The organism is Archaeoglobus fulgidus DSM 4304, assembly GCF_000008665.1.
Taxonomy (GTDB): Archaea; Halobacteriota; Archaeoglobi; order Archaeoglobales; family Archaeoglobaceae; genus Archaeoglobus; species Archaeoglobus fulgidus.
The window spans coordinates 1,636,527-1,663,407 of record NC_000917.1; the positions used below are offsets into that span (position 1 = coordinate 1,636,527).

The 26,881-nt window shown below is 49.6% G+C and carries 30 protein-coding genes and 2 pseudogenes; 20 read left to right on the top strand and 12 right to left on the bottom strand.

Translation table 11 applies throughout. From position 1 onward, the window contains the following. Nucleotides 1–67 precede the first annotated feature (67 nt). The 12 genes from AF_RS09175 to AF_RS09225 all read left to right on the top strand — a co-directional run bounded on the left by AF_RS09175 (nucleotide 68) and on the right by AF_RS09225 (nucleotide 11,020). Complete coding sequence (locus tag AF_RS09175) at nucleotides 68–532, top strand: NADH-quinone oxidoreductase subunit J (RefSeq protein ID WP_010879318.1); 465 nt, start codon at nucleotides 68–70, stop codon at nucleotides 530–532. Then, on the top strand, nucleotides 532–849 hold the full coding sequence (locus AF_RS09180; RefSeq protein WP_048064470.1) for an NADH-quinone oxidoreductase subunit K: 318 nt from the start codon (nucleotides 532–534) through the stop codon (nucleotides 847–849). Before AF_RS09175 ends, AF_RS09180 begins: the two co-directional genes overlap by 1 nt. Next, a complete protein-coding gene (locus tag AF_RS09185) occupies nucleotides 846–2,309 on the top strand; it encodes a complex I subunit 5 family protein (RefSeq protein WP_010879320.1) in 1,464 nt (487 codons plus the stop codon). Before AF_RS09180 ends, AF_RS09185 begins: the two co-directional genes overlap by 4 nt. Continuing rightward, nucleotides 2,306–4,255 (top strand): NADH-quinone oxidoreductase subunit 5 family protein, encoded by a 1,950-nt coding sequence (locus tag AF_RS09190; RefSeq protein WP_010879321.1) that lies wholly within the window; start codon nucleotides 2,306–2,308, stop codon nucleotides 4,253–4,255. Before AF_RS09185 ends, AF_RS09190 begins: the two co-directional genes overlap by 4 nt. After that, nucleotides 4,252–5,457, top strand: coding sequence for a proton-conducting transporter membrane subunit (locus AF_RS09195; protein ID WP_048064736.1), 1,206 nt, complete (start codon nucleotides 4,252–4,254; stop codon nucleotides 5,455–5,457). The genes AF_RS09190 and AF_RS09195 overlap by 4 nt, the downstream gene beginning before the upstream one ends. Nucleotides 5,458–5,460: 3 nt before the next feature. Then, nucleotides 5,461–5,835, top strand: coding sequence for an NADH-quinone oxidoreductase subunit A (ndhC, locus tag AF_RS09200; RefSeq protein ID WP_010879323.1), 375 nt, complete (start codon nucleotides 5,461–5,463; stop codon nucleotides 5,833–5,835). After that, nucleotides 5,828–6,880 carry an NADH-quinone oxidoreductase subunit NuoB gene (nuoB, locus tag AF_RS09205; protein ID WP_048064471.1) on the top strand — a complete coding sequence of 351 codons (1,053 nt, stop codon included), beginning with the start codon at nucleotides 5,828–5,830 and terminating at the stop codon, nucleotides 6,878–6,880. Before ndhC ends, nuoB begins: the two co-directional genes overlap by 8 nt. A 5-nt stretch (nucleotides 6,881–6,885) precedes the next feature. Beyond that, nucleotides 6,886–8,118 (top strand): NADH-quinone oxidoreductase subunit D, encoded by a 1,233-nt coding sequence (locus tag AF_RS09210; protein ID WP_048064737.1) that lies wholly within the window; start codon nucleotides 6,886–6,888, stop codon nucleotides 8,116–8,118. 10 nt (nucleotides 8,119–8,128) lie between these two features. Beyond that, nucleotides 8,129–9,229, top strand: coding sequence for an NADH-quinone oxidoreductase subunit NuoH (nuoH, locus tag AF_RS09215; RefSeq protein WP_231487483.1), 1,101 nt, complete (start codon nucleotides 8,129–8,131; stop codon nucleotides 9,227–9,229). Next, a complete protein-coding gene (locus AF_RS13565; RefSeq protein WP_010879327.1) occupies nucleotides 9,226–9,672 on the top strand; it encodes a NuoI/complex I 23 kDa subunit family protein in 447 nt (148 codons plus the stop codon). Before nuoH ends, AF_RS13565 begins: the two co-directional genes overlap by 4 nt. 65 nt (nucleotides 9,673–9,737) lie before the next feature. Further along, nucleotides 9,738–9,980 carry a 4Fe-4S dicluster domain-containing protein gene (locus tag AF_RS13570; RefSeq protein ID WP_244372760.1) on the top strand — a complete coding sequence of 81 codons (243 nt, stop codon included), beginning with the start codon at nucleotides 9,738–9,740 and terminating at the stop codon, nucleotides 9,978–9,980. Further along, nucleotides 9,977–11,020, top strand: a complete 1,044-nt coding sequence (locus AF_RS09225; protein WP_143274451.1) for a Coenzyme F420 hydrogenase/dehydrogenase, beta subunit C-terminal domain — start codon at nucleotides 9,977–9,979, stop codon at nucleotides 11,018–11,020. Before AF_RS13570 ends, AF_RS09225 begins: the two co-directional genes overlap by 4 nt. Nucleotide 11,021: 1 nt before the next feature. On the opposite strand, the gene AF_RS09230 is transcribed toward AF_RS09225, so the two are convergent. The 3 genes and pseudogenes from AF_RS09230 to AF_RS09240 form a co-directional block, all read right to left on the bottom strand. Next, a complete protein-coding gene (locus AF_RS09230) occupies nucleotides 11,022–11,591 on the bottom strand; it encodes a DUF447 domain-containing protein (protein ID WP_010879329.1) in 570 nt (189 codons plus the stop codon). Beyond that, on the bottom strand, nucleotides 11,588–12,421 hold the full coding sequence (locus AF_RS09235) for a triphosphoribosyl-dephospho-CoA synthase (RefSeq protein ID WP_010879330.1): 834 nt from the start codon (nucleotides 12,419–12,421) through the stop codon (nucleotides 11,588–11,590). Before AF_RS09235 ends, AF_RS09230 begins: the two co-directional genes overlap by 4 nt. An 84-nt stretch (nucleotides 12,422–12,505) precedes the next feature. Beyond that, nucleotides 12,506–13,392 (bottom strand): annotated as a pseudogene (locus AF_RS09240) (IS481-like element ISA0963-7 family transposase). A 94-nt stretch (nucleotides 13,393–13,486) separates the two neighbouring features. Between AF_RS09240 and nadA the strand changes: the two are divergent. The 4 genes and pseudogenes from nadA (at nucleotide 13,487) to map (ending at nucleotide 16,819) form a co-directional block, all read left to right on the top strand. Continuing rightward, a pseudogene (nadA, locus tag AF_RS09245) lies at nucleotides 13,487–14,388 on the top strand (quinolinate synthase NadA). Further along, the gene (nadX, locus tag AF_RS09250; protein WP_010879332.1) at nucleotides 14,382–15,092 is read left to right on the top strand and encodes an aspartate dehydrogenase; all 711 of its coding nucleotides are present in this window, start codon (nucleotides 14,382–14,384) and stop codon (nucleotides 15,090–15,092) included. Before nadA ends, nadX begins: the two are co-directional and overlap by 7 nt. Beyond that, entirely contained in the window at nucleotides 15,089–15,913 is an 825-nt protein-coding gene (gene nadC / locus AF_RS09255) for a carboxylating nicotinate-nucleotide diphosphorylase (protein WP_231487485.1), read from the top strand. Before nadX ends, nadC begins: the two co-directional genes overlap by 4 nt. A gap of 30 nt (nucleotides 15,914–15,943) precedes the next feature. Further along, complete coding sequence (map, locus tag AF_RS09260) at nucleotides 15,944–16,819, top strand: type II methionyl aminopeptidase (protein ID WP_010879334.1); 876 nt, start codon at nucleotides 15,944–15,946, stop codon at nucleotides 16,817–16,819. Here map and AF_RS09265 read toward each other — a convergent pair. The 8 genes from AF_RS09265 to AF_RS09295 form a co-directional block, all read right to left on the bottom strand. After that, nucleotides 16,812–17,528: an energy-coupling factor ABC transporter ATP-binding protein gene (locus AF_RS09265; protein WP_010879335.1), complete on the bottom strand. Its 717-nt coding sequence runs from the start codon at nucleotides 17,526–17,528 to the stop codon at nucleotides 16,812–16,814. The genes map and AF_RS09265 overlap by 8 nt on opposite strands. Continuing rightward, a complete protein-coding gene (gene cbiQ, locus AF_RS12445; protein WP_010879336.1) occupies nucleotides 17,513–18,244 on the bottom strand; it encodes a cobalt ECF transporter T component CbiQ in 732 nt (243 codons plus the stop codon). Before cbiQ ends, AF_RS09265 begins: the two co-directional genes overlap by 16 nt. Further along, on the bottom strand, nucleotides 18,228–19,115 hold the full coding sequence (locus AF_RS09275; protein ID WP_048064472.1) for an energy-coupling factor ABC transporter permease: 888 nt from the start codon (nucleotides 19,113–19,115) through the stop codon (nucleotides 18,228–18,230). The genes cbiQ and AF_RS09275 overlap by 17 nt, the downstream gene beginning before the upstream one ends. A 97-nt stretch (nucleotides 19,116–19,212) precedes the next feature. Then, nucleotides 19,213–19,461 carry a hypothetical protein gene (locus AF_RS09280; protein ID WP_048064473.1) on the bottom strand — a complete coding sequence of 83 codons (249 nt, stop codon included), beginning with the start codon at nucleotides 19,459–19,461 and terminating at the stop codon, nucleotides 19,213–19,215. Then, nucleotides 19,446–20,312, bottom strand: coding sequence for a hypothetical protein (locus AF_RS09285; RefSeq protein ID WP_010879339.1), 867 nt, complete (start codon nucleotides 20,310–20,312; stop codon nucleotides 19,446–19,448). Before AF_RS09285 ends, AF_RS09280 begins: the two co-directional genes overlap by 16 nt. Nucleotides 20,313–20,406: 94 nt before the next feature. Further along, the gene (locus tag AF_RS09290; protein WP_143274453.1) at nucleotides 20,407–20,787 is read right to left on the bottom strand and encodes a helix-turn-helix domain-containing protein; all 381 of its coding nucleotides are present in this window, start codon (nucleotides 20,785–20,787) and stop codon (nucleotides 20,407–20,409) included. A 47-nt stretch (nucleotides 20,788–20,834) separates the two neighbouring features. Then, nucleotides 20,835–21,014: a helix-turn-helix domain-containing protein gene (locus AF_RS12750; protein ID WP_081423301.1), complete on the bottom strand. Its 180-nt coding sequence runs from the start codon at nucleotides 21,012–21,014 to the stop codon at nucleotides 20,835–20,837. Beyond that, complete coding sequence (locus AF_RS09295) at nucleotides 21,011–21,262, bottom strand: hypothetical protein (RefSeq protein WP_010879341.1); 252 nt, start codon at nucleotides 21,260–21,262, stop codon at nucleotides 21,011–21,013. The genes AF_RS12750 and AF_RS09295 overlap by 4 nt, the downstream gene beginning before the upstream one ends. A 251-nt stretch (nucleotides 21,263–21,513) precedes the next feature. Here AF_RS09295 and cooS point away from each other — a divergent pair, with 251 nt between their 5' ends. Genes cooS through AF_RS09310 form a run of 3 tightly spaced genes read left to right on the top strand, consistent with a single transcriptional unit; the run spans nucleotide 21,514 to nucleotide 25,304 of the window. Then, complete coding sequence (gene cooS, locus AF_RS09300) at nucleotides 21,514–23,382, top strand: anaerobic carbon-monoxide dehydrogenase catalytic subunit (protein ID WP_010879343.1); 1,869 nt, start codon at nucleotides 21,514–21,516, stop codon at nucleotides 23,380–23,382. 45 nt (nucleotides 23,383–23,427) lie between these two features. Next, nucleotides 23,428–24,303: an MBL fold metallo-hydrolase gene (locus AF_RS09305; RefSeq protein ID WP_010879344.1), complete on the top strand. Its 876-nt coding sequence runs from the start codon at nucleotides 23,428–23,430 to the stop codon at nucleotides 24,301–24,303. Then, a complete protein-coding gene (locus AF_RS09310) occupies nucleotides 24,300–25,304 on the top strand; it encodes a (Fe-S)-binding protein (protein ID WP_010879345.1) in 1,005 nt (334 codons plus the stop codon). Before AF_RS09305 ends, AF_RS09310 begins: the two co-directional genes overlap by 4 nt. A 77-nt stretch (nucleotides 25,305–25,381) precedes the next feature. On the opposite strand, the gene AF_RS09315 is transcribed toward AF_RS09310, so the two are convergent. After that, complete coding sequence (locus tag AF_RS09315) at nucleotides 25,382–26,413, bottom strand: hypothetical protein (RefSeq protein WP_048064475.1); 1,032 nt, start codon at nucleotides 26,411–26,413, stop codon at nucleotides 25,382–25,384. A 121-nt stretch (nucleotides 26,414–26,534) separates the two neighbouring features. Here AF_RS09315 and AF_RS09320 point away from each other — a divergent pair, with 121 nt between their 5' ends. Then, on the top strand, nucleotides 26,535–26,876 hold the full coding sequence (locus AF_RS09320) for an ArsR/SmtB family transcription factor (protein WP_010879347.1): 342 nt from the start codon (nucleotides 26,535–26,537) through the stop codon (nucleotides 26,874–26,876). Nucleotides 26,877–26,881: the final 5 nt, after the last annotated feature.

The following is a 26,881-nucleotide window of genomic DNA, read 5'->3' on the forward strand; positions in this document are numbered from 1 at the left end:
CATGTAATAAAGCTGAAATACTATCGATTTAGTAAAATTTATTAGTGTGTGGCTGTGACTTCGGGACATGAACATCGACACACTGATAATAGCTGTCGCCGGTCTTTTTGCCGTTGCGTCGTCCATCGGTGTTCTGCTGACGAAGGATAACTTTTACGCTGCGCTTTACATGTCGGTGACGATGCTCTTCGTTGCAGCGATTTACGCGGCGTTCAACATCCAACCAGTGGTCGTTATAATAGCTTTGATATTCGTTGGAGCCGTTGGCATCGTAACAGTGGCCATTGCAGCCACCTACAGGGCGGGAGTTTCGAGGAAGGTCAACATCTTCTGGGTTGTGCCGGTTATAGTCGTGTTTGCGATTCTCGCCTTAGCCTACGCGAGTATGGCTGTGGAGAGCATTGAGGTCGTGAATCCGGAGGTGTTCTCGGCGGTTGCAACCGACTACTTCTTCGTTGTCGCTTTCCTCTTCACTCTGGTCGTTTTGATGATGCTTTCGGCAATAAAACTCGCACGGAGGGTTGACCTGTGATGGTGCCTGATGTGTCCAATTTCGCGGTAATTTTGACAACCTCGGGAGCGATTCTGCTGATTGCCTACCTCACAGCAATTTCTGCCAGGGATGTGATTCGCCTTCTGATCAGCCTTGAGCTGATGTTCGCTGCTGTGTTCCTCGCCATAGTTCCTCTGTTCTCAATTAACCCTCCAATGGCTTACGCAGTAGCGATAATAACGGCTTTTACGAGCAGCACAGAGCTCATGGTTCTTGTGACGGCGATAATACTGCTTGACAGGAGGAAGAGAGGTATCGATGTAGATAAGGTGGCTGTAGGAGGGGATAGCTTATGACGGCTGAAATTCTCGTGTTCTCCCTCATCATCCCCCTTGTGGTTGCATTCATTCTCCCCGCTTTAAAGCCCAAAGCCGCGACATGGCTTTCGGCAATCTCCTTCTTGATTCCGATGTTTGTTACTCTCGGATTTCTGCTGACAACAAAAGAAACCATTGAAGTGCCCATAATGAGCCTGCCTGCACCCGTCGGCGAGTTTTACCTTCTCGCTGATCCGATAAGCAACGCCTTCGGCTTCACGATCTGTCTCGTTTCTGCGATGGTTGCCTTCTACTCGCTGCCTTACATGAAGCACAGATTCGAGGAGATGCTTCACGATGGGGAGATTAGAAGCATAGAGTGGGAGTTCAGGAAGTACTGGTTCCTCTACAATCTATACGCCGTGGCAATGCTCTGGCTTGTCTATGCTGGGAACTTCATTTTGCTCTACATCTTCTTGGAAATCTCCCTTCTTGCCTCCTTCCTGCTGATATACATGTACGGCTACGGAAACAGGCAATGGGTTGCCGTTCTGTACTTTGTCTGGACGCACATTGCAGGAGTTCTGGCGCTGCTCGGTATCCTGATAATAGGCTTCGAAAACAGCACGATGGCGTTCAACGCTGTCAAGGCCGTTGGCTTTACGGCATGGTTGCTGATTTTCCTCGGAATGCTTGTGAAGCTTCCGGGGCTGGGGCCGCACATCTGGCTGCCGTGGGCGCACGCTGAAGCACCAACACCTGTCAGTGCCTTGCTAAGCCCTCTTACCGTCGGTCTTGCCGGATACGTCCTTTTGAGAGTTTACATGATCGATTCCTCATTCATTGACCAATACAGAGACATCATAATTGCATACGCAATAGTATCCAGCATTTACGCCGGTTTCTCGGTCTTCAAGCAGAAGGACTACAAGAGGCTGCTCGCATACTCAACCGTTTCACAGATGGGGTACGTTCTCATCGCCCTGTGCCTCGGCAGCTACGGGCTTCTTGGTGTGGTTATACAGTACATCAGCCACGCCTTCGGAAAGTCGATCCTCTTCATGACGGCGGGAGCGATAATCGCGTCATTCCACGGTCTCAGAGATATTAACAGGATGAGCGGTATGCATGAGTACGTCCCGACAATTGCCAACGCAGCCCTTCTCGGCTTCATGACTCTAAGCGGCATTCTCACAATAGGCATGTTCGGGGAGTTCTACATCCTTGCGGGGCTCACTACAATATACGGGTTCAACCTTGCGGTGATTCTTGCAGTCGTAGTGGTGTTCATAATTTCGGGCTTATACAGCTTCTACACGATGAAGGTTATATACTACGGTACGCCTGCTGGCTACGAGAAGCCGAAAGTCAGCAGACTGCTCGACGTCCCGCTCTACGTTGTGGCGTTTTTCAGCGTCGCCTTCATATTCCCTCCACTCTCAACTGCGCTGCTCAGCGGTCTTAAGGTTGTTCTCGGAATTGGAGGTGTTATGCCATGAGCGAAATGGTTGAGCTTCCGATGATGGCTGAACTTCTCGCATTGCTTTTCTTCACGCCAATCATAGCCAGCTTTCCCATCGCAATAGCGTGGGGAATGGACCCCCGCCCTGAGTGGGCGAGAAAGCTACCCGTTCTTTCAGTTCTGGGCCTTTTCGTCTCACTCTGCGTCGCTCTCTACATACTCTTTAACGTAGGAGAACTTTCACCTGAAGCCGAGCCAATCAAGTACACCATCTACTGGCTGCCGGATTTCAACATAAACTTCGTGTTCATCTTCGACTACCTAAGCAAGCTGATGGGGGCTTTGACTGCTGTGATAGCCTTCCTGATTGGCGTTTACGGCCTTGAGTACATGAGGGACGACTACAGGCTTGGCTGGTACTGGTTCTTCTTCAACCTCTTCACCGCATCAATGCTCCTCGTTGTTTACAGCGACAACCTCCTGATGCTCCTCATAGGCTGGGAAGGTCTGGGAATTGCCTCATGGGGGTTGATTGGCCACTGGTTCAGGGATGATGACGAGCTAAGCTACGTCGGAATTCTGAAGAGAAAGGTTGCAGGCCTCAACATGTTCTGGTCACCCAGCACCGGAGGGTGGAGAGCAATCTCCACGATAAGAGTGGGAGACATGCCGATGTTCTTCGCCATCGGTGCCCTGTTCGCCTTAACAGGCACGCTAAACATTACCGAGATTCCTTGGGCTGGGCTGGAGGAGAAAATAGGCGTTGCCGGAGTCGTAATCCTCCTTGTGGCCTTCCTCATGGGGCCCTTCACGAAGTCAGCCCAGCTACCCTTCAGCGAGTGGCTGATGACGGCCATGACAGGCCCGACAACTGTGAGCGCTTTGCTCCACTCAGCCACAATGGTTGCAGCCGGAACCTATCTCTTCATGAGGCTCAGCTGGTACATCCAGCCCTGGGAGCTTCACCTTGAGGGCTACGAATACGTTTACGTTCTCGTGCTGTTCCTCGGCTTGGTCTCATCCCTCTACGCCGCTCTTGTTGCAACAAGCTCCCTTGAAAGGAAGGTTCTGCTTGCGGCCTCAACAATGTCCAGCCTCGGTTTGATGTTCGCATCGGCAGCGGCAAGCTACTGGGTCGGGAAGTTCGCTCTGCTGGTAGCATTCTGGTACCTCATCACCCACGCCTTCGCCAAGGCAACGCTCTTCCTTGTCGCGGGCCATCTCATCCACGAGACCCACGACAGGTTCCTTGGTGGAGACACTGAGGTGGCGAGGAAGCTCAAGTGGGCCTTTGTTGCGACGGTTGTTGCCACAATCTTCCTCTCAGGAATTCCGCCCTTCACAGCCTACTGGGTGAAGTCAGGAATGGATGGTGTCATGCACCACCTTGAGCACGAGTTCGGCATAATTCCACTTGCCCTTCTCGTAACGATTTCAGCAATCTACTCAGGCTTCCTCGGCAAGTTCCTCAGCATGAACTTCTTCAAGGGCAAGAAGGTGCACCTCCACCTTCACGGCGGACAGATAATGAGCACGGCGTATCTTATCATGGTTTCAATGCTTCTCGTAATCCTTGCAGCAATTCTGACGTCTCCAGAGGAGCCGTTTAAAGAGTTCGTCGAGGAGGGGTTACTGCCATCCTCCTTTGCAGTGGGCATGATCGTCCTCGTGGCCTACGCTTTCGGATTCTTCAAGCCGCAGATTAAATCACCGCTGGGACAGTTCTTCGGTGACAGGATGTACATGATGTTCCTCAATGACTACATTGTGCCGAAAATTGGCTGGGCGATAGCGAAGGTTGTGGATTACGGAAACATGCTGATAGACTTTACCTGTCATCAGGCAATTCCCGGAATGTTTGAGGTTTACTCTCACGGAGTGAGGTTCATCCAGAACGGAAGGCTTGAAAGGTATCTGCAGATTGTGATTGGCTTCGTAATGCTGATTGTGGTTGTTGCAGTCGCGGCGGGGTGGATAGCATGATAGAGTTGCTTGCATCGCTGATAATCCTCGCAGTTGGAGCAGCTCTCAGCTACAAGGACATCAGAATATCGCTTGTGGCGAGCGTAGTTGCTGTTGTTGCAATGATGGCAAGCGGAAACGCTTACTCAGCTTTAATTCTTTTCGTGGCGCTGCTGAACATCTTCTCCCTCTACGCCATAAGGCAGAACCAAATTGCTGGTGTGGATTACGCGTTGGTCGCGATAATGGCAGTGGCGACGATTTACGCCTTTGTTGTTGATGACCTTGCAATGATGCTCGCTTTGTTCATGGTCGTCTCGGCTCCGACTTACCTGCTTGTCATGGTTAGCGACAGGGGACTGAATGTGGATGTTGGCATCAAGTACGTTACTTTCATGGTAATCGCCACAGTCCTCTTTATAACCGGAGCGGTTCTACTGTATTCAACGACGAATACTTTGGTTTACTCCTTGGCTTTCCTAATGCTGATTGTCGGCCTGAGCATGGAAGTGGGTATAGCTCCGGTTCACGAGTGGGTTCCGGACGTTTTCGCCTCAGCAGACCCCATTCCGATTTCGATAATAGCCTCGCTTGCAAAGTTTGTTCCATTCATCATCGCCTACAAGATAGTCGTTGCAACCGCAACGCCATCTCTCGGACTCCTCCTCATCGTGGTTGGGCTGATCGCTGCTGCATCGATGTTCGTCGGAAACATTGGAGCTTTAACAACGAATGAACCCAGTAGAATCCTCGCATACTCAACCGTTGCGAACATGGGTTACATTCTTGCGACCTTTGCCGCAGTAACCGCAGGGAAGGAGTACGTTTACTTTGCAATTGCGGGAGGTCTGCTCCAGCTCTTCGTAAACTCATTTGGCAAGGTGGGGTACTTCGCAAGCATAAAGAATGAGGGAACATCTCCGATAACAGCGTATATGCTGACATTCTCCTTCATCGGCCTGCCGCCGCTCATGGGGTTCTGGAGCAAGCTGTTCATAATTTACTCCCTCGTCTACTCGCAGTTCATCTGGTTGGCGGTAATACTCGTGCTTAACTCCGCAATCTCAGTTCCCTATTACGTTAGACTTGCAAGATTGCTCGGAACCGGCTGGAAATTCAATCTGACGAGTGCGGTAGTGCTGTTTGCATCAATTGCAATGCTGATAACGCTGATACCGCCAATGTGGTTTGTGGACGTTGTTTCGATGATGAAGGGGGTGTGAAGCATGTCGATGCTTGAAAACACGCTGGTTGTGGTAATCGTCGTTGCAGTCGCTCTGATCACGGACATTGCGGTACTGGCACTTGCAAAAATTCTGCCCAGATACAGGCCGACTGAGGTTAAAGTTTCAAGATTCGAGGCAGGAAACCCTCCGGTAGGGTTGCAGAAGTGGACGCTACCGATGCAGTACATAGGTTTCATGATAATGTTCATGGCCTTTGAACCAATACTGGTCATAATTCTGCTGCTTTCGGGAACACCTACGCTGGACGTAATAGCTCTGACAGTTCTTGCATTCATTCTGCTTTTACCAGCGCTGCATGTAGCCTACAACTACTCGCTTGAAATTGCCAAATTGAGGGGTGATATCAATGGATGAATTCATCGAATTTGTTAGAGGAGGCCCGCTTGGCCCTATTAAGAAGTGGGGAACCAAGTGGAGCCTGTGGCCGGTCCACCTCGTTACAGCATGCTGCGGAGCTGAACTTGCTCACGCTTTCGCCTGTGGTTATGACGGAGAGAGGATCGGCGCCCTCAACTACGGTATCGCGAGGCAGACGAACCTCATAATTGTTGAGGGAGCAATCACAAGAAAGATGGCGAAAGTTTTGAGGATAACATGGGAGCAGATGCCTGATCCGAAGTTCGTCATCGTGATGGGGGCTTGCGGTTTGCAGGGAGGAATCTTCTGGAATGGCTATCACATGGTCAAACCATCCGACGTAGTTCCGGTTGACTTCTTCATTCCCGGCTGTCCCCCAACCCCTGAGGCCCTGCTCAGGGGGATAAGGCAGCTTCAGTTCAAGATAGAGACCGGCGAGGCAAAGACCTCCGCAACATTCCCCGAAGTACCTCTGGAGGCTGGCAGAAAGCCAAGAGTTCTGCCAAAATCACCGAAGAAAATATCTAAGGCACCGGCAGTCATAGTGAACGCTCCGAAGGAGGTTGATTGGGAGTTCGGCCAGAAGCTGGTTGAGGAGATTAAGGCGAAAGTGGAGGCCAAATCTGTGACAATTACCGGAAAGAACAGAATAGCTGTTAAGGTGGAAAGCGATTACATTCCAAGGGCTGCAATGAGGCTGAGGGAGATGGGGTTCGACCACGTTAAGAACGTTAATGTGATAGACGTACCGAATGAGGACAAGTTCATCGTGGAGTACCACTTCTCCAGCTACAGCGTCAAAGAACTCATGCCGGTCATAGTCAACGTCTTTGCGGATATTCCGAGAGAGAATCCGAGGGTGAAGAGCCTTGCGAGCATGTTCCCGAGTGCGGATTACATGGAGAGGGAGATGCACGACTTCTTTGGCGTAATCTTCGAGGGCAATCCGTGGATGGGCAGAAAGTTCCTTCTCGCTCCAGACGCTCCGGAGTTCCCGCTGAGAAAGGACTTCAAGCTTGAGGAGGAGGTTTACGTGAGGTGATGAACATGGAGGAATACGCTCTCGACATTCCCGTGGAGCCCCCAAGAGAACTAAGGTCTCTGTTCATCCCCATCCCGCCTGAATACGTGGAGGATACCTACAGGAGCGATGACTTTCTGGTTCTCGTCGGTCCTCAGCATCCCGGCAGCGGCCACATGAGGCTTATTGTGAGGGTGAGGGGAGATATAATTCAGGAAGTCATTCCCGATCCCGGTTACGTTCACAGGTCGATGGAGAAGCTAGCAGAAAACCGCCTTTACATTCAGAACATTCCGCTTGTTGAGAGACCTGCAATAATGGATGCTCCGAACTTCAATCTTGGCTATGTAAGGGCGATTGAAGAAGCTTTGGACATAGAGGTTCCAGAGAGGGCGAAGTTCCTCAGGACGATGCTTGCCGAGCTTGGTAGAGTGGGAACACACCTATACGATGCTGCAATTCTTGCAGTCTTCCTCGGCCACACAACCGGCTTCATGTATCCTTTTGGACTCAGGGAACTGATCTGCGAGGCTCTTGTAAGGCTGACAGGAGCAAGGTTCACCTCTTCCTTCATAATTCCCGGCGGTGTGAGGAGGGATGCTGACGATGCAACGCTGAAGTGGATTTACGACATGACTCTCGCAATGGAAAGGAGGCTGAAGTCCTTCGAGAGAATCTTCATCAACAACCCCACGGTCATCGCGAGACTTCAGGACGTCGGCGTTCTCAGCAAGGAGGAGGCAATAAAATACGGCGTCGTTGGGCCTTTCCTGAGAGCGAGCGGTGTTGAGTACGATGTGAGAAAGGTGGAGCCCTACGAGGCCTACGATGACCTCACGTGGGAAATGCCCGTCTCTGATGCCGGAGACGGTTATGCGAGGTTCTTGGTCAGAGTTAACGAGGTAGGGCAGAGTCTTAGCATCATAAGGCAGTGCATCAAGGAAATGCCTGAGGGAAGAGTAATCAGCGAGCAGGTTGCTGAAAACGAGAAGGATATCAGGGGCTCCTTCTTCGACAGCCTCTCGAACATTGTCCTTCCTTCGGGAGAGTACACGACTCTGACGGAGGGGGCGAGGGGAACGATAATCTACAGCATAATCAGCGATGGAGAGTCTAACGTTCCGTACAGGCTCAGGATAGTAAGCCCTGGATGGCTTTACCTCAGGGGCTTCATGGAATCCATGAAGGGAGAAAGGCTGGCCGATTTGCAGGCCATATACGGGAGCTTCGGCTACTTCCCGCCCGAAGCTGACAGGTGAGGTGGTTGTGATGATTGCTGATGCCTTGAATTATTTTTACGAAATCTTCAGCTCGAACATGATGAATATTCCGCTGATTGCACCGATTGTAGACTACTTAATGAAAATCCCGCTAATCAACATTCTCGTAGCACTGATACTCTGGAAACCGTTCTTTGCCGTGATAATAATGCCCGGACTTGGAGTTCTGACTCTCTATCTGCTCTACATTGTGTGGTACGAGAGAAAGTTAACCGCCAGAATTCAGTGGAGAGTTGGTCCTCTTGAGGTTGCAAGGCCTATTAGGGGAGCTATTCAGGCTCTTGCGGATGGCATAAGGTACTTCTTCCAGGAGGCCATAGTTCACAGAGAGGCTCATCGTCCCTACTTCGTGCAGCTTCCGATTCTCGCCTTCATCCCTGTGCTTCTGCCGATAATGTTCATTCCCGCTGGAAGTGCGGTTGGAATCTACACACCCAACGCAATTCAGCTTACGGTGACGTTCATCGCCCTGATTCCCATCACAATAGTCGCCATAGGATGGGCCTCCAACAGCAGGTTCGCCTACATCGGTTCGGTCAGAGAAGCTTTCATGTACTTCGCCTACGAGGTTCCGTTCATAATAGCGGTTATTTCGATGATTTTCCTTTACGGCAGCGGAGATGCCTACGTTGCAGTTGAGAAGCAGTCTGCCATACCGGGAGCACTTCTGAATCCGATTGCGTTCATCGTTTACCTCATCGCAATGCTGATGGCCACCTCAAGACTGCCCTTCGAGATTCCTGAGGCTGATCAGGAAATCGCCTTCGGCCCATTCGTTGAGTACTCTGGAATCCTCTTCGGCCTTGTCATGGTTCTCGCCTACGAAAAGCTGTACATAATGACTCTCCTTTTCACGATTCTGTTCCTTGGTGGATGGAGCGGCATCTACTGCCCTCTGCTCGGCGATTTGAACGGTCCGCTTTGGATGTTCATTAAGACGATCGTTGTGATTTCGATACTGGTCATAGTGAGGTCAATCTACGCTAGATACAGGCTTGACCAGGCTTTGAGAATAGGGTGGACCTCAATGCTTGCCCTCTCGATCGTAGCGCTGGTTGTTGGAGGCGCCTTAGGAGTGTGGTTGTCATGATCAGGCTGAGTAAGGTTAAAACTGACCCGATTGAAAACCTCAAGAGGCATGCTGAAGCCATCAGCGAGGCTGTAAAGCAGGCCATAAAGCCCGACAGAATAACGGTTGAGTATCCGAGAGAGAGGAGGAGGTATCCGGAATGCTTCAGAGGCTTTATAGTCTTTGACAGGGAGAAGTGCATCAGCTGTTTCCGCTGCGCCCAAATCTGTCCTGCCAACGCGATACAGATGGAGTATTTCGATAGGGCGTATCCGGGCATCGATTATGCTAAGTGCATCTTCTGCCACTTTTGCGTTGATAGCTGTCCCACCGGAGCTTTAAACACAAGCAAGGTTCATGATGTTGCTTTCAAATCGATGGATGAAATGAGACTGAGTGCGAACAAATCACCAAGGTTCCCGAGATTGTCAGGGAGGAGAAGCAGACTGTTGAGTACTACGTAGACCGCAAAGTTTGGACCCTTGTAAGGAAAAAGGAGCTCGACTCTCTTGAAGTGCCGCCAAAGCCTGTGAAGGTAAAGGAAAGGAAGGCTGCCTGCACTGAGCCAGAAAGCTGCCTCGGTTGCAGGTTGTGCGCCAATGTTTGCCCGCAAAACGCGATTAAGGTTGAGAAATGCGAGATATCAATAGATGAAGAGGTCACAGGAACGGGATGCGTTCTCCAGATTCAGACCGACCTGTGCACCGGATGCGGGCTCTGCGTGAGGCAGTGTCCGATGCAGATTCTCACTCTCGAAGAGGTGGGAGAATGATTGCAAGAGAGTGGCAGTTTGCACTGCCCGAAAAGAAGCACAAGAAAAAGTATTTTGGCAATCTGAAAGCAGAGGTAATCGATGCGGGACTTTGCTGCCACTGCGCTGCGTGCGCGTCAATCTGCCCGGTCAATGGAATAACAGCCGGTGACGCGCCAATCGATTTTCCCAACTGGGTCAAGGAGTGCGTTGACTGCGGAGCCTGCATCAAGGTCTGCCCGAGATGGGAGTACACACCTAAAAACGGTCTTGGAGAGTACATTGAGGTTGTGGCAGCGAGGTCGAAGAGGTTCGTTGGACAGGATGGAGCCATGGTTACGGAATTCACCGCTTCAGCGCTTGAGATGGGGATAATCGAGAGGGCAATCTTTGTTGCGAGAGATTCCAACTGGAGGACGAGGGTTGTCACCATAAAGACCCCGGAGCAGCTTTACGACCGCAAAATTACCGGTACGAAGTATAGCTACGCCGACGTCCTTCCGGCGTTAAAGGAGGCCGTGCTTAAATCGGAGGCGGTGGGGTTTGTCGGCACTCCGTGCATGGTTTCAGCAGTAAGAAAGATGCAGCAGGCCTTTAAGAAGTTCGAGAGGGTTAAGCTTGCAATCGGCCTCTTCTGCACGGAAAACTTCTACCACCACGACCTCTACAAATTCCTGCTCGAAAAGGCAAACGCTGACTTAAGGAATGCCGTTAAGACGGACATCAAGAAGGGGAAGTTCATCGTTGAGATGAAGGACGGCAGCAAGGTGAGAATTCCCGTAAAGGACTTTGAGGAAATCATACCATCAGGATGTAAAGTCTGCCAGGACTTTGCGGCAGTTGAGAGTGACGTAAGCGTGGGCAGCGTTGGCAGCCCAAATCGCTTTTCAACGGTGATGGTCAGAACTGAAGTGGCGAAGCAGATTCTGGACTACATCAGAGAAAAGGACTACGCCGAGTTTGGCGAGGCGAAGCTCGACATCGTGCAGAAGCTCTGCGACCACAAGATGAAGATTCACCCCTGGCCACCGAAGAAGAAAGAAGAGAAATCTGAAGAGTAATTTAGCCAATTTTTTCCATAATTATTTCGAAGGCCCTCTTCTCCCTCTCGCTCCCGCACTTCTGTACAATCTCTCTGTAGTAGTGAATCCTTTCGAGCAGCTCCTTTCTCCTCTCATCGCTCTTGATTGCCACGTATCTTGTGGCATGAACTAAAGCCTCTATTACCGCGCTCAGCCCCCTGTTGATTGCCCTCACCCTTTTCTCAATAATCTCTCCATCGGTCAGTTTGAGGTGCGCCACACCACTCCTCATCTCCGCCTCAAACCTGCACCACGCCATTGCGCCCTTGATGATAGGGGGGTTGGGGGATGCGTACCAATCATCGTTTAGATTTCCGAAGGAGGAGACTGCAAAAACCAAAGCGTCATCGGTTACGTTGGCAAACAAAACTCCACTCCTTTCGAGATTTGCTCTAGTTCTGTTTCTGTATAGCTTTGCTTTAGCCGTATCAGAGCTGGAATCTTCAACGATAATGCCAATGGGTGCTGCATTCCAGCTACCATCCTCGTTTTCGGTGATGGCTATAATTTCGTTAATCCCATCCGTGAATCCAAAATCAGCAAGCCTCATATTCTCCAGCCCTCCGCAAGCGCTAAGAAGATGGACGAGGCCGTTAAGTCGGCTATGGTCCCGGGGTTTGCACCATCCTTTAGCAGCTTTTCATCAAGCTCTTTTCTTTCTTCTTCTGTTCTCGCTTTTTCAGCCCACTCGGTAATCTTCTCCGCATACTCTCTGCCCATCTTGGCAATCACGAGCGGGTCTGGAAACTTGGAAAGGAGATGGTAGTAAAGCTCAACGACCGCCTTTCCAGAATTTCCGAAGCTTAAAAGGAACTTTGCCCCCTCAATACTGATTTTAAAGCCATCAACTAGCTCTCTGGCTATCAGGTTCTCCTCGGGAGCCATCTTCATCCACTCGTAGAGATTTATTTTTTTCTGCGCAATTTCTTCTTCGGTTTTTCTGTCCTTCAAATTAAGCTCTCCGGCCTCAACAACTCTCGCATTGCTGAGCCTGAAAGCCTCGAGAACGCTTAAGCTGTCCCTGAAGTCCGTTCTTCTGAGCCTGTTTCTTGCAGCTTCGGCTATATCAACCATACCGCCTGCGTCCCATGAAGAGATGAGGGGAACAAGGAGCAGGAAGGCGCCGAAGTGAACGTTCTCAGCCCTGTGCCACCTCATGCTCTCCTTCACAGCTCTCAGCACACCTTCTCCAATTATCCTTTTCTCCGCAACTTCCAGAAAAGCTGGAAATGCTCCTGCAGCGGAGGCGAGGAAGTGCTCGAATTTAAGGTCGTCAAAGTCGTGCTCCCTGTCAACATTGCCCGCCTTGGGATTTCCGGAAACCTCAAGCAGCAGGGAGAGGCAGCCAGCAACTGCGGCATCGCTGGGAGTTTTGAGCATATCTTTTGTTTTTATCACTTTAAAAATTCTTTTCCGTGATGCAGAACTGAATGTGGTATCCCAAATTATATTTACACTTTCCCTTCAATCCCACCACCTCCTCACAAACCACATAACTCTCTCTGGAGGAAGCTTGTACCAGAACACATTGCAAGGTTCATCCCAGTCCAAACTTCTATGAGGCTTAATCTCATTATGCCATCTTACAACAGCATCAACTGAGCCAAACTTTCCAGCTCTTCTTTCAACCTCTCCAAAGAACCTCTCTATCTTCCCATTCGTTTGTGGATGGTTCACTCTCGCAAGAATGTGCCTTACTCCATTCTCGGCCAAAAACTCCCTGAATCTGTGCCTAGCCTTCTCTCTGCTTTTCGCTGCAACAAATTGGGTACCATGGTCTGTGAGGATTTCATCCGGAATGCCATACTCAGCGAATCCTTTCTTGAGCACCTTGATTGTGTTCTCAGTAGTAGCAGAGTCAAATACTCCATAGCAGGTGATGAAGCGGGAAGCATCGTCCATGAAAGCGATTATCCACTTCTCTCCAACCTCTTCCAGTCTCCCTGCCATAAAGACATTGAGTGATCTCTTTCATAGCGAACCCACTTCCGCTGCTTTTTCTTCTTCATGTTCTCCTCCACCAAACCTTGGTTGAGTAAAACCTTGTAGATCGTGTTGTGGGGGATGTGAATGCAGTACTCTTCCTCTATTCTCTTTTCTAAGTGAACTGGACCGAGATTAAACCTTTTGTGTGCTTCCAGGATTATTCTTTCTGTTTCCTCGTCAATTTCCTTGGGTTTTCTTCCCGGTTTCTTCAGGAAGGGAATCTCACCAGTTTCTTTGAAGTGTTTGATTATCTGATGGATTCTCTGCCTTGTCACCTGAAAGAACTCTGCTATCTTTGTTATCGGCTTTCCTTTCAGCCACTGTTTCACTATTCTGAGTATGTCCTTGTTTGTTAGCTTCCTCACGTGGCAATCTTGTTGGGGTGTGAAGTTATTTCGGGATACTACAAGATAAAAAGAACTTCAAAAACTTTATATTCATCTCATCTCCATCGAACATATGTTCGCCGAACAAATGTTCGACATTGAAAGGCTGAAAAGGCAGAAGAATGCGGTCATTCTGGCGCACAACTACCAGATACTGCCAATTCAGGGCGTTGCAGACTTCGTTGGAGATAGCTTGAACTATCAATGGCTGCAAAGGATGTTGATGCAGACATAATCCTTTTCTGCGGAGTTGACTTCATGGCGGAGACTGCAGCAATCCTGAATCCCGATAAGAAGGTGCTGATTCCCTCAACGGAAGCAATCTGCCCGATGGCAATGCAGATTGATGCGGAGATGGTGAAAAAGGCCAAGGAGAAGTACAATGCTCCCTTCGTTGCCTACGTAAACACCCACGCAGAGACAAAGGCCGTGGCGGATGTTTGTTGCACCTCTGCCAACGTGGCGAAGGTTGTGGAGAACCTTGATGCTGAAAGAGTTTTGCTTGGTCCTGACGCAAACCTTGCGTGGTATGCTGCCGAGAAAACAGGGAAGGAGGTTATAGCGGTCCCGCAATATGGAAACTGCTGTGTTCACCAGTCTTTCACCGCTAAGGATGTTCTGACAGCGAGGGAAAAGCATCCGGATGCCACCATAATAGTGCATCCTGAGTGCAGACCTGAAGTGCAGAAGCTTGCTGATTTTGTGGGCTCTACAAGCCAGATGGTCAGATTTGTAGAGCAAAGCGATGCTGAGAAGGTGATTATAGGAACGGAAATAGGTCTGATTGAGCGGTTGAGACAGCAGAGCGACAAAACCATTCTGCCCCTCAAAGAGAGTGTCTGCAGGGCGATGAAGCGGAACACGATGGATGGCGTTGTTAAAGCGCTCGTTGAGGAGAGAAATGTGGTTAGAGTGGATGAAAAAATTGCCGAGAAAGCGAGAAGGGCGATAGAGAGGATGTTTGAGCTATGTTAGTCGGCTTAATTGGATACGGGGCAATTGGAAAATTTCTGGCTGAGTGGCTTGAAAGGAACGGATTTGAGATTGCTGCCATTCTGGATGTAAGGGGAGAGCACGAGAAGATGGTTAGAGGCATTGACGAGTTCCTCCAGAGGGAGATGGATGTGGCCGTTGAGGCTGCATCGCAGCAAGCTGTTAAGGACTATGCGGAGAAAATTCTTAAGGCTGGCATAGACCTAATTGTTCTGAGCACCGGGGCCTTCGCTGACAGGGATTTTCTCAGCAGAGTCAGGGAAGTCTGCAGGAAAACGGGCAGGAGAGTTTACATAGCATCTGGGGCAATCGGTGGATTGGATGCCATTTTTTCAGCATCAGAGTTGATAGAGGAAATCGTTCTGACAACAAGGAAGAATTGGAGGCAGTTTGGCAGAAAAGGTGTAATATTCGAAGGCTCTGCATCTGAGGCAGCTCAGAAATTCCCGAAAAACTTGAACGTTGCAGCGACGCTCAGCATTGCCTCAGGAAAAGACGTGAAGGTCAGGCTTGTAGCTGACGAGGTTGAGGAGAACATCCACGAAATTCTGGTGAGGGGAGAGTTTGGGGAGATGGAAATCAGAGTTAGGAACAGGCCAATGAGGGAAAATCCGAAGACGAGCTATCTTGCTGCCCTTTCTGTAACGAGAATTTTGAGAAATCTTAAGGAGGGATTGGTGGTTTGAAGGCACTAATAAAGAAAAAGCTGCTGGAGTTTCTGGAGGAGGACATGCCTTACGGGGATGTGACGGCCATCCCTACAAAGGATGTGGAGGCAGTTATCGTTTCAAAGGGCGAGGGAGTTTTGGCGGGGGTTGGGGTTGTTAAGATACTTTTCGACCTTGCAGAAATCGTTGTGATGGAGTCCAAGAAAGACGGGGAGCCAATAAAGCCCGGAGACGTGGTGATGAGGCTGAGGGGAAAATCTGACTCAATCCTTGCAACGGAGAGACTTGCAATCAACATTTTGATGAGAATGAGCGGGATTGCTACCGCAACAGCAAAAATGGTGGAGAGGGCAAGGAGAGTGAATCCCAAAGTTGTTGTTGCAGCAACGAGGAAAACAACTCCCGGCTTCAGAATTTTTGAGAAAATGGCGGTGGAAATTGGGGGAGGAGATGCTCACCGCTTCTCCCTTTCAGACTGCCTCATGCTGAAGGACAACCACATCGCCGTTGCAGGTTCCTTGGAGAGGGCAATGAAGGTGAAGAGAAGCTTCACGAAGAAGCTGGAGGTTGAGGTAGGAAGTGTTGGGGATGCAATTAAGGCGGCAGAGTTTGGGGCAGATATCATAATGCTTGACAACTTTACACCAGAAATGGTTGCTGAGGCTGTGGAGGAGCTAAGGAGGAGAGGATTGAGAGAGAAGGTCATTATTGAGGTTTCCGGCAGTGTAACGCCAGAAAACGTCGCTGAGTTTGCTGCCATGGACGTTGACGTCATCTCTTCTGGATACATCACCCACTCCGCCCCCGCCTTAGATTTCAGCCTGAGAGTTTTGCAATAATTTCAAATATCAGCCTGCCAATTTAGACCAATGGATGACGAGGTAAGGGAAAAGCTGATTGAGGCAGGAAAAATTCTGAAGCAGGCCGTTAACGAGGCTGCTGAGAAAATTGCCCCCGGGGTAAAGATTCTTGAGGTTGCCGAATTCGTCGAGAACAGAATTATCGAGCTGGGAGCAAAGCCAGCCTTTCCTGCAAACATCTCCATCAACAGCGATGCGGCGCACTTCACTCCCAAGAAAAACGATGAAAGAACGTTTAAAGAGGGAGATGTGGTCAAGCTTGACGTTGGAGCGCACATTGATGGTTACATTGCAGACATGGCAGTTACCGTCGACCTCGGAGACAATACAGAGCTTGTTAAAGCTGCAAAGGAGGCTCTTGAGGCAGCGATGGAGGTTGTGAGGGCAGGGGTGAGTGTTTCGGAGATAGGAAAGGCCATTGAGGATGCCATAACCAATTATGGCTTTAAGCCCATTGTCAATCTCACGGGCCATGGCCTTCTTCCGTATCTAAACCACGCACCGCCGAGCATCTACAACTACGCAACGGAAAAGGGAGTGACGCTGGAGGAGGGGATGGTGGTAGCCATTGAGCCCTTCGCAACCAACGGTGTTGGCAAAGTCGGGGAAAGGGGAGAATGTGAGATTTACAGCCTTCTCAACCCGAGACCCGTGAGAATGAAGATGGCAAGGGAAATTCTGAAGGAAGTGGAGGAGAATTACAAGACTCTGCCCTTTGCGAAGAGATGGCTGAAAAAGGCTCCGGACATCATAATCTCAAAGCTCGCAAGAGAGGGAGTGCTGAGAGCCTACCCCGTGCTGACAGAGGTGAGTGGGGGACTGGTTAGCCAGTGGGAGCACACGCTCATTGTTGAGGACGGAGGAGCAACCATAACCACTAAATAACTCCCGCTTTCTCCAGCAGTTCCTCATTTTTCAGTATCTCTTTTCCCCCAGCGGCCTCAATCCTGTGCTCAAGGTTGAGAAGGACGAATTTGTCTGCAAGCTTCTCAGCCACGTCCAGCTCGTGTGTAGCGATTACCAGAGTGCCCTTAAAATCTTCCAGAATCTTCAGAATCAGCCTCTTCGTCTTCCCGTCAACGTATGCCGTGGGCTCGTCAAGCAGCAAGACCTCAGGTTTGTAAATCAGAACACTTGCAATCTCCACTTTCTTCTTCTCCCCACCGCTCAGCCTGAAGGGGGGCTTGTTCAAAAGGTGAGTAATGCCGAACATCTCCGCATACTCCTTTACGGCATTCTCCATCTCCTCTTCGCTCCACTCAAGCTGCCTCGGAACGTAGAGAAGCTCATCCCTCACTGTTGGATTGAAAAGGAAGTCATCGGGATTCTGGAAAACAACTCCAATCTTTCTCCTTATCTCCTCAACGTTCTTCTTGTCAATCTCTCTTCCGAAAATCCTGATTTTTCCCTTTGTCGGCCTGAGCAGTCCCGCAAGGAGGAGAATCAGGGTGGATTTGCCGCTCCCATTGGCCCCTATCAGCCCCACCCTGTCTCCCTCAAAAATCTCAAGACTCACTTCCCTGACTCCTGCACTGCCGTCCGGGTAGTCGTAGCTGACGCTATCAGCCTCAATAACCTTCAGATTATCACCCACCAGAAAGCTGTGAAGCCCACGATTACTGCGTAAACGAAATCCAGCATTTTAAGCTTTCCTCTGTAGTGGACAATAGCCTCACCCCTCGCCTCCATCGCCAGCTGAACTTTTTCAGCCTTCTCAAAGCTTCTCAGAAAGAACAGCCCCACCGCCTCCCCTCCCTTCCTCCACACCTCCATGTGACTGCCCTTCGAAACCCTCCTGCTCTCCCTCGCCAGCAGAATGGAAAGAAGCTCCCTGAACATAAGCACCGCATACCTGTATGCCAGCCATAGAGCCGAGACGAAAATGGCAGGAACCTTGAAGGAGCGGAGAGCAGAGCAAATCTCTGCAAAGCTTGTGGTCATTATAAGCATCTGAATCGCAACCAGCGAGGCGGCAACTCTGAGCGTGAAGGTTACTCCATATGTAGGAGATGATATTGCAAAGGGCAGAACCACAATAAACGAGAATAGGGTAAAAAGCCAGATTCTCTCTGCAATCCTCCTCAGGCTCAGGCCAACAACCGCAGAAATGACGATGAGAAAAATGAAGACCATCAAAACTTTCTCAAGGGTGAAGGTTGAAACGGCGAGGACAACAAAAACTATGGTTGCAATTAGCTTTACTCTCGCATCAACCTCATGCAAAGCGCTCCTTTTTGTGTATTCGTGGAGCAAAAAATTTTGAAAGTAGCTCGAAGCCTCCTTAATTGTCCTTTCAAGCAGTTCGTGCATATCTGGTTAATGCGAATCCAAGAGCTAAAACGATTACTGTTCCAACTATACCAGCAATCAGCGTTCCCGCATAGGGGTCAAGGCCCGGCAGGGTGTAATCTGGAAGCAATCCCTCGTAAATGGGGTTTTCTTCAAGGCCGAGCATCGCGGCAGCGTTCTCAAGAGGTTCAGAGTATCCAACGAGCTCTGCGGCGTAGGCAAAGAGCGGTGAAACTGCAATCATTGCAGCAATAACTGCAAGAGCCAGCTTTCCCGGAGCTGCTTTCTGCTCAATGACGTCAGGCCTCGCTGCAGCTATGTAGCTCACAACTCCAGCCGTAATCGTTCCCTCAACCAAACCGAGGAGTGCGTGCCAAGTCCCCATCACGGGCAATGTAACCTTGAGCCCGTAGCCGAAGGATGTGGAAATGCCGATTTCGATTCCTGCAAAGATGGCTGCGAGCGTTATGCCAATCCATCCTGCAATGAAGGCCGCTGCAGACCTGTTGAACCTCTCAATGGCTCTGTAAACGTAGTAACCAACGAAAACGTTAACAATAGCCATGTTCCATACGTTGGCCCCGAGAGCAGTTATGCCTCCATCCGCAAACACCAGACATTGAATTGTTAAAACCACTGCCATCGCGAGCGCCCCAGCGTATGGACCAAGCAGGATTCCCGCAAGCGCCCCTCCAACGAAGTGGGCTGATGTTCCTCCCGGAATGGGCCAGTTGAGCATCTGTGCAGCAAAAATAGCCGCTGCAACAATCCCGAAGAGGGACGTCAGCTTCTGCCCTCTCAGCCTGTAAATCGAGTATCCGAGCACCGCTATGCTAAGAATGTAAAACAAACCCGCTATGCTCAAATCGAGGTAGCCATCAGGGATGTGCAATTTCTCACCTCGTATTACTTTTTTTCAGATTTTTCACAAGTGCTAATAAAGTTTTTGATTTTAGTATTTTGGAGAAAATTATGAATAAAAAAGAAAATTAAGAGGATGTATATGTGACGCTTATCTTAGTGAAAGCCTCTTCAGTTATTTCAACCTGAATGTAGCTGCTCCCCTTGCTGCCCCCAACGAAATACTGTCCTTCAGAGGTGCTGGTCATAACCTCCCAGCCTTCGCTCTTAAGCTTGTTCACGTACCACTGGAAGACGCTGTTTCCACTGTCTTCAGTGCCGTAAGTAATCTGAACTGTGTTAACTCCACCCGCTGTTACCGTCATGTATTCCAGCATAACTGAGCCGGGATACCTCTCCATCGGCTCCTCTCCACTGACCAAGTCGTGAGATGGCAGCCCCTTCTGCCTGTAGTCGATGTCAATTTCCGTGTAAGAAACCCTTCGTAGGGCTCTATTATGTAGATGTCAATGTACTCCTTTCCCCTGCTGAAAGCCAGGTCGATGCTGGAATCATCCGAGCTTTCGCTCTCCAGCACCCATCCCTCAGCCTGAAGCTCCTGTTTGTACCAGTGTGCTACCTTTTCTGCACTGTCTTCAGTGCCGTAATCGATGCCTATGGAAACCTCAAGCGGGTTAGAGGTGTCTTTGTAGTAGCTCAGCATCACTGAGCCGGGGTATCTCTTCACAGGCTCCTCTCCCGATGCCTGATCAGATGCTGGAAGCTGTTCTCCTGCACCTCCAGCCTCACCGCTCTCGCCCGTCAGCTTGTCTATCGGCCCTTCTACGATGAAATAAACAGCACCACCGCCCTCTACACCGCTACCACTCATCGCCCAGATTCCAACACCTTTATCGCCCTTCTTAAACAAAATTGCTCCCCACTCAGCGCTTCCCTGGGGGGTGGTCATTTGCACAACGCTCATCTCATTAACAATCTCGTAGTCGGACAGCTTCTCCTTGTACCAGCTCAGAATATCTTTGGCATTGGCGTTCTCCACCGTGTAGGCTTTAACACTCACCCCCTCTGTCGGAACGCCAATGAGCTGAGAGTAGAGAGTTGGAGCGCTGTAAACCTTAGAACCGCTGTACTCCGGAACGCCTCCTGAGCTTGGCGACTGGGAGCAGCCGGACAGCACGACTACCACAGCCAGCGAAATTAAAACCAGAGTTCTAAATTCGAACTTCATTTACCCACCTTCACATTTTTTGTTCCTAAACTGTGCATCCCTTATAAGAAAATTTTGATTTCGAATTAAAATATCAAACGAATTGATAAAAATTTTATCGAACTATGGCAAAAGATGCCAATTCCTCCTTATCTACCTTCTCTATGTCCTTGATCATGCTGTCAAAATGCCTGAACCACTCTTCCATTGCATCTTTAGCAATCTTTTTGAACTCCTCGAAGTCCTTCGGGAAGTAGAGGTACTTGTACCCCCCACCCTTCAGAATTCTGTACTCCCTCTTAACAAGCCCTCTTTCCATTAAGTTTCTTAAAGCTTTGTAAACTGTGCTTTCATCTTTCTCAAGCTCTTTTGCGATGGTTTCTACATCCAGACCGGGGTTTTTCAGGAGAATGAGATAAACGTCCATTTCGAGACATGAAATGTTGAGGGCGCATTTCAGCACGCACTTCAAATCGGGACTGCATGTGGCCTCCATTATATCACCTGTGAATTTTAGGGCCAGCACATCTTATAATTTTTCCCTTAAGCTTTCCCGAAGTACTTCTCCAGCACCTTTTTCTGCCCCCTTCTTAGTATCTCTGATAGAGTCGAGGGGGCTATGCCGAAAAACTCTGCAAGCTGTTCGAGCTTTACCCTTTTCGGGAAATCGAAGTATCCCTTTTCGAGGGCAATTTTCAGGATTTCCTCCTCCCTGTAAGTTATCTCGTCCTTGCCGGAGGCTTGCCTTTGTAAATAAGCTCGAAGTCAACACCCTCAAGGTTTTCAAGCAGGGCGATAAAGCCCTCGTCATCGCAGATTATGCTCCAAACAAGCTCAGATTCGCTGACGTCAACTCCTGTAATGACACAGCCGGACTCGAGGATGGGAATCGCAACCAGACAGGTGTGCTCCTTAATGAGGACCTTCGCCTCTTTCGAAGAGATGGACACACCCTCGCAGTGCGAAGGCAATTTCTCTAACACCTCCCAAGCGTTTTCTCCCTTTACCCTCAGCAGCCCCTTTACAACCTCCTCTCTCTTGGCGAAGCCTCTACCTTCACAATGCAGCTTTTCATGATTCCGTTCAGCGTGGCGAGGGTGCAGTTTTCAGGCAGCTTGGTTTTAATCTGCACTTCGAGCATTACAGTTGGTTCACCGCAGAAAATAAAGATGACGAAAATCTTAGGGAGTAAGTATATACCACTTGGAGTCAATATCAAATCATGAAGATCGAGGGTAAGGTTAGTGAGCATGAAAGCATAAACATGATGTATGAGAGGGTCAGCAAGGAGGGCGTAACGAACATTGTCGATAGGTTCAACGCACAGGAGAAGGGGAGATGCCCCTTCTGCGAAAAGGGCCTGAGCTGCCAGCTCTGCAGCATGGGTCCATGCAGAATTAGTAAGGACAAGCCGACAGGAGCGTGCGGGATTGATGCTGCTGGAATGGTCGTGAGGAACTTCACCCACAAGAACATGCTTGGTACTGAAGCATACACCTACCACGCCATTGAGGCCGCGAAAACGCTGAAAGCAACGGCAGAGGGAAAGACTATTTACGAAATCAAGGATGTTGAGAAGCTGAAGTGGTTTGCAAAGCTGCTTGGCATTGAAGGGGAAGACGTGAACGAACTCGCTGCAAAGGTTGCAGATTTCGTCATATCCGATTTGAGCTCTTTGGAGAAAAGCAGGCTTGTTGAAATCTTTGCTCCAGAAAAAAGGAAGGAGCTCTGGGAGAAGCTGGGAATTTTCCCGTCAGGAGTCTTTCAGGAGTTGCTAACTATGGGCTCTTCGGCCATGACAAACGTCGATTCAAATTACGTCTCTCTTGCAAAGAAGAGCATGTCAATGAGCATCGCCACCTGTATGGCAGCACAAATAGCTCTTGAAACCATACAGGACATTCTTTTCGGCACTCCGATGCCCCACGAGAGCCATTCTGATCTGGGCATTCTCGACCCTGAGTACGTTAACATCGCTGTTAACGGTCATGAGCCCTTTGTGGGCATTGCCCTGATAAAGCTCGCCGAGAGAGAGGAGATTCAGGAGAAGGCGAGAAAGGCTGGAGCAAAGGGGCTGAGAATCATTGGATTCATTGAAACCGGTCAGGAGATACTCCAGCGCGTTGACAGCCCGGTGTTTGCTGGAATCGTAGGAAACTGGATTGTTCAGGAATATGCACTCGCTACTGGATGTGTTGACGTTTTTGCTGCTGATATGAACTGCACTCTTCCGTCACTGCCCGAATACCAGCGCTACGGCGTTAAAATTGTCCCCGTCAGCAGGCTTGTGAGGCTCAAAGGGATTGATGAGGGGCTGGACTACGAGCCGGAGAAGGCTGAAGAGATTGCGATGAAGCTAATCGATATGGCCATAGAGAACTTCAAGCAGAGGGACAAGAGCAAGGCTGTTAAGGTTGAGCAGAAGAAGAAAATTGTTGTCGGATTCTCGCCTGAAGCGATACTCAAAGCTCTCAACGGTGACCTCAACGTACTGCTGGATGCAATAAAGAAGGGCGATATAAAGGGAGTGGTGGCCCTGGTTAGCTGCACAACCCTGAAGAACGGCCCGCACGACAGCAGCACCGTAACCATTGCAAAGGAGCTGATAAAGAGAGATATTCTGGTCCTTTCGATGGGGTGCGGTAATGCTGCGCTGCAGGTTGCCGGGCTTACATCTATGGAGGCTGTAGAGCTTGCGGGAGAGAAGCTTAAGGCCGTTTGCAAAGCCCTTAACATCCCACCGGTGCTGAGCTTCGGAACGTGCACCGATACTGGGAGAGCAGCCTACCTCGTCAGGCTTATTGCCGATGCCCTCGGCGTTGATGTTCCGCAGCTTCCCGTTGCTGTAACAGCCCCTGAATACATGGAGCAGAAGGCCACGATTGATGCTGTCTTTGCCGTTGCATACGGCCTCACAACTCACGTTTCGCCTGTTCCGCCAATCACGGGAAGCGAGGATGCGGTAAAGCTCTTTACCGAGGACGTGGAGAAGCTCACTGGCGGAAAAGTTGTGGTGGAGGAGGACCCGCTGAAGGCTGCCGAACTCCTCGAGAAGGTAATTGAGGAGAAGAGGAAGGCACTCGGAATCTGATGCTAATTTAGAAACATTTTTTAATTACCAATTTTTTCCTTTTTCATGGAGGAGGTTCTTCCCAACGTTTACCTCATAGACACGCTGAAGTACGTCGAGCCGGGAGTCATCTCTGCCTACGCTGTTGTTCACGAGAGGGCTGCAATAATAGACCCCGGAACTGCGAAGGGGGCCGAGATAATCCTTGATGAGATTGATAGGAGCTGGAATGTTGAGTACATCTGCCCCACTCACATCCACATTGATCACGGAGGTGGGGCAGCGAGGCTTGCCAAAGCCCTTGATGCGAAAATCATAGTCCATCCGAGAGGGGTTAAGCATGTCGTCAATCCCGAAAAGCTGTGGGAAGCATCAAAGGCGGTTCTCGGCGAGGTTGCGGAGATTTACGGCAAGCCAGAGAGCATTGATGAGAGCAAGGTGATTGCTGTTGAGGATGAGCAGGAGTTTGATTTGGGAGGGGAGAGGCTTAAAGTCTTCCACGCTCCGGGCCACGCTCCGCACATGCTGGTGTATTATCTGACAAACTCAAAGGTGCTGTTTCCTGCTGATGCCGTGGGGATGTGCTTCGGAGGTGTGGTTTTTCCCCTCACACCACCACCCTTTGATGCTGATGCGGCATTGAAAACCCTTAAGAGGCTGAAGGGGCTGAAGGTTGATTACGTGGCCTTCACCCACTACGGGGTGGTTGAGGGAGACTGGCCAATTGCTAAATCCTACGAGAAGGTAAAGAGCTGGTTGGAAATAGCAAAGGAGGTTGCCAATGCAAATGGAACTGTTGAAGAGTTCGTTGGGAGGCTTAGGAAAGAAGATGAGGATGTTGAGAAGCTTTTCAACGTGCTTGGCAGCAAGCCAGTTGCGCTGAGCTTCATCTATACCTCAGCCACCGGAATGCTCGACGCAGCAAGGAGGATGATAGAATGATGCTGAAGTTCAACCCTGATTTGTGCCTTAACTGCACAACATACAGCTGCCTCACCAAATGCATCAACCTGAACTACGATTTCGATTCGGCGAAGGAGGAGAAAAGGAAGATTGCCCTCGGAGAGTACAGCAGGGTTCTTGAGGAGTGCTACACATGCTATGGCTGCGAGGAGTACTGTGAGTTCAACAACCATCCCTTCTACCGCATGGCAGAGCTTCAGGAAAGTTTGGGAGTGAAGAAAGTCAGCGATGAAACAAAAGCAGCCCTTCTGCAGCGATACGATGTCAGCAGCGAGTTCATTCCAAAAAAGGTTGGCGGGAAGTTCGTCCACATCTGCCTCTTCCCTGAAGTGAAGGACTTGGTGAAGGGGAAGCTCTTTGAGGGCTATGATGTCGTCAGGGGGAGGCATGTATTCTGCAACATGCTCTACCTCCACTACGGGATGGTTTCCGTGGTTAAGGAGAGGGCGGAAAGAACGATAAGCAACATAATGAAGCTTCAACCTGATGAGCTAATCCTTTACCACGATGAATGCTACGCCTTCTACAAGTCCTTTGCCGAAGCTTACGGGATTGAAGTTCCCTTCCCCTACACACACCTCTTCGAGTTCCTTTATCAGCGTTTGAAGGAGATGGAGGTGAGGGAGCTTGGAGTAAAGGTTGCCTACCAGAGAAACTGTTCCAACAGGTTTATTGCCGAGACTGACAGAACTCTCGACAGAATCTTTGAGCTAATAGGCGTGGAGAGAGTTGAGAGGGAGTTTGATAGGGAGAGAGCGATTTGCTGCGGTGCCCCCTTCGTCCTCTCAGATGAGCCGGAGAAGGCTGAGGAGCTGCAGAGGAAGAACATCGATGATATGGTGAGCAGTAATGCAGAGTACGTCGTCTTCAACTGCCCTATGTGCTACACCACTCTCGCAGAGAAAGTGAGGAAGAATGGGCTTAAGCCAGTAATGGTGAGCGAGCTCTGCAGGATGGCGATAGGGGAGGTGGATTATTAGCTTATTTCAATAGGGCTAAGAAAAAGGCAAAGCACGATCGCCTCTTTCATTCAGCATAACGGTTAGTGTTAAAATTATTAAATCCAGTTAGAGTAGCTTTCGATAAATCCGTTAAATCCGGCGGTTTTCACCCAGCCATCACTCCTCGTGCTGGTTACGCTGAGAGTTGCCGGGGGTGATGGCACCTTTGTCACACCCAGCGCAACCGTTATTCCCGCAGGATACGAGAACCCTACCGATACGGAAAATGCATAATCGTGCCCTCCCGTAATGGCAATTTCCCTCGTATCTCCAGCGGGGGTTATGTAATATTCATCGTAATTCGCTGGCAAATTCCCGTGCCACGATACGTAATCCCTGTAACCTGCAACAGGGTCTGTGTTCGTATCAACCGCGTACACCCTCTCGTAGTATATTTTTTCTTCTCCCATCTCAAGCTCCGTTATCGCGTAAACGTATTTTATTTGGAAATAGACGGTATACTTGTTTTTTCCTGACAGGTACGGGCTGAAAAGTCCGCTGTCAAGAGTGACTTCGGTATAACCGGAAACCCAAGTTGGGGAACCGTAGGGACGGGTTTTACTTTCGATTCTAATTTTTGCCCCTCTTGGATAGCCGTATTTAGCAAATATGTCATCCCACGTTGCGAATTTGAGTACCGGGGTAAATTCGTAAGTCGTCCAAACTCCGGGTGTTGGTTCGGACTTTGTCTTGGGAACGTCCCTTAAAACAATCTTTACTGATTTATGCTCTGGTCTGGCAGGGTCTACTGAGAATATTGCCACGCCCATTTTTCCCTCAGTGTAAGCTATAACTTCGAGGTTTATGCTTCTGTAAACCCTGATTTTTTCACCATTGATTTCGAAAGTGTTCACTTCTTCCTTGGGCAATATCAAACTGGTCGCAACGATTCCCGGTCCAGAACCACTCCAGATTTTTTTTGGACCCTCATCCGTAAGCTCGTTTATAATTAAATTCGCAGAAATCGGTTTCCCGCCCTCATCCTCCATCTGGACGGTTATTCCCTGAACCAACTTATCCTTAAAATACACATTCACCGCTATGCTCGTCACAACTCCCAACACCACGAGCGCTATCAGAGCAACCACTAACCAACCACTCTTTTTCATTCTCTAACTTGTATGCCAGTTTCCCAAATAAAGATTCCGACTGTTTCAACTCAGATTGAAGCAATCGAAAGATTTATTTAACTTGATTTGACATGTCCTTGTGGATTGGCAACATAGAGAATGCTCATTTTACGTGGTAAATCTTCATTCCGAGGGGGCTAAAGCACTGGCTGCTGAGCTAAGCAGCGAGGTTGGCCTCAAAATATTAAAAGAACTGTACAGGAATCCTCTCTCAGTCATGGATCTCTCTGCAAATCTCGAAATTCCCGTTTCAACAGTTCAATACCACGTCAACAGGCTGCTGGAACTCGGCGTTATCAGAGAGGCCGAAAGAAAGCTCGGAAAAAGGCTTAGAGACGTAAAAACGTACGTTTACGATAAAGAGGGGATAATTTTTCTAAACTGTCCAGAGCCATCAGGAGATACCACAAAATCTGAATAAAAAAG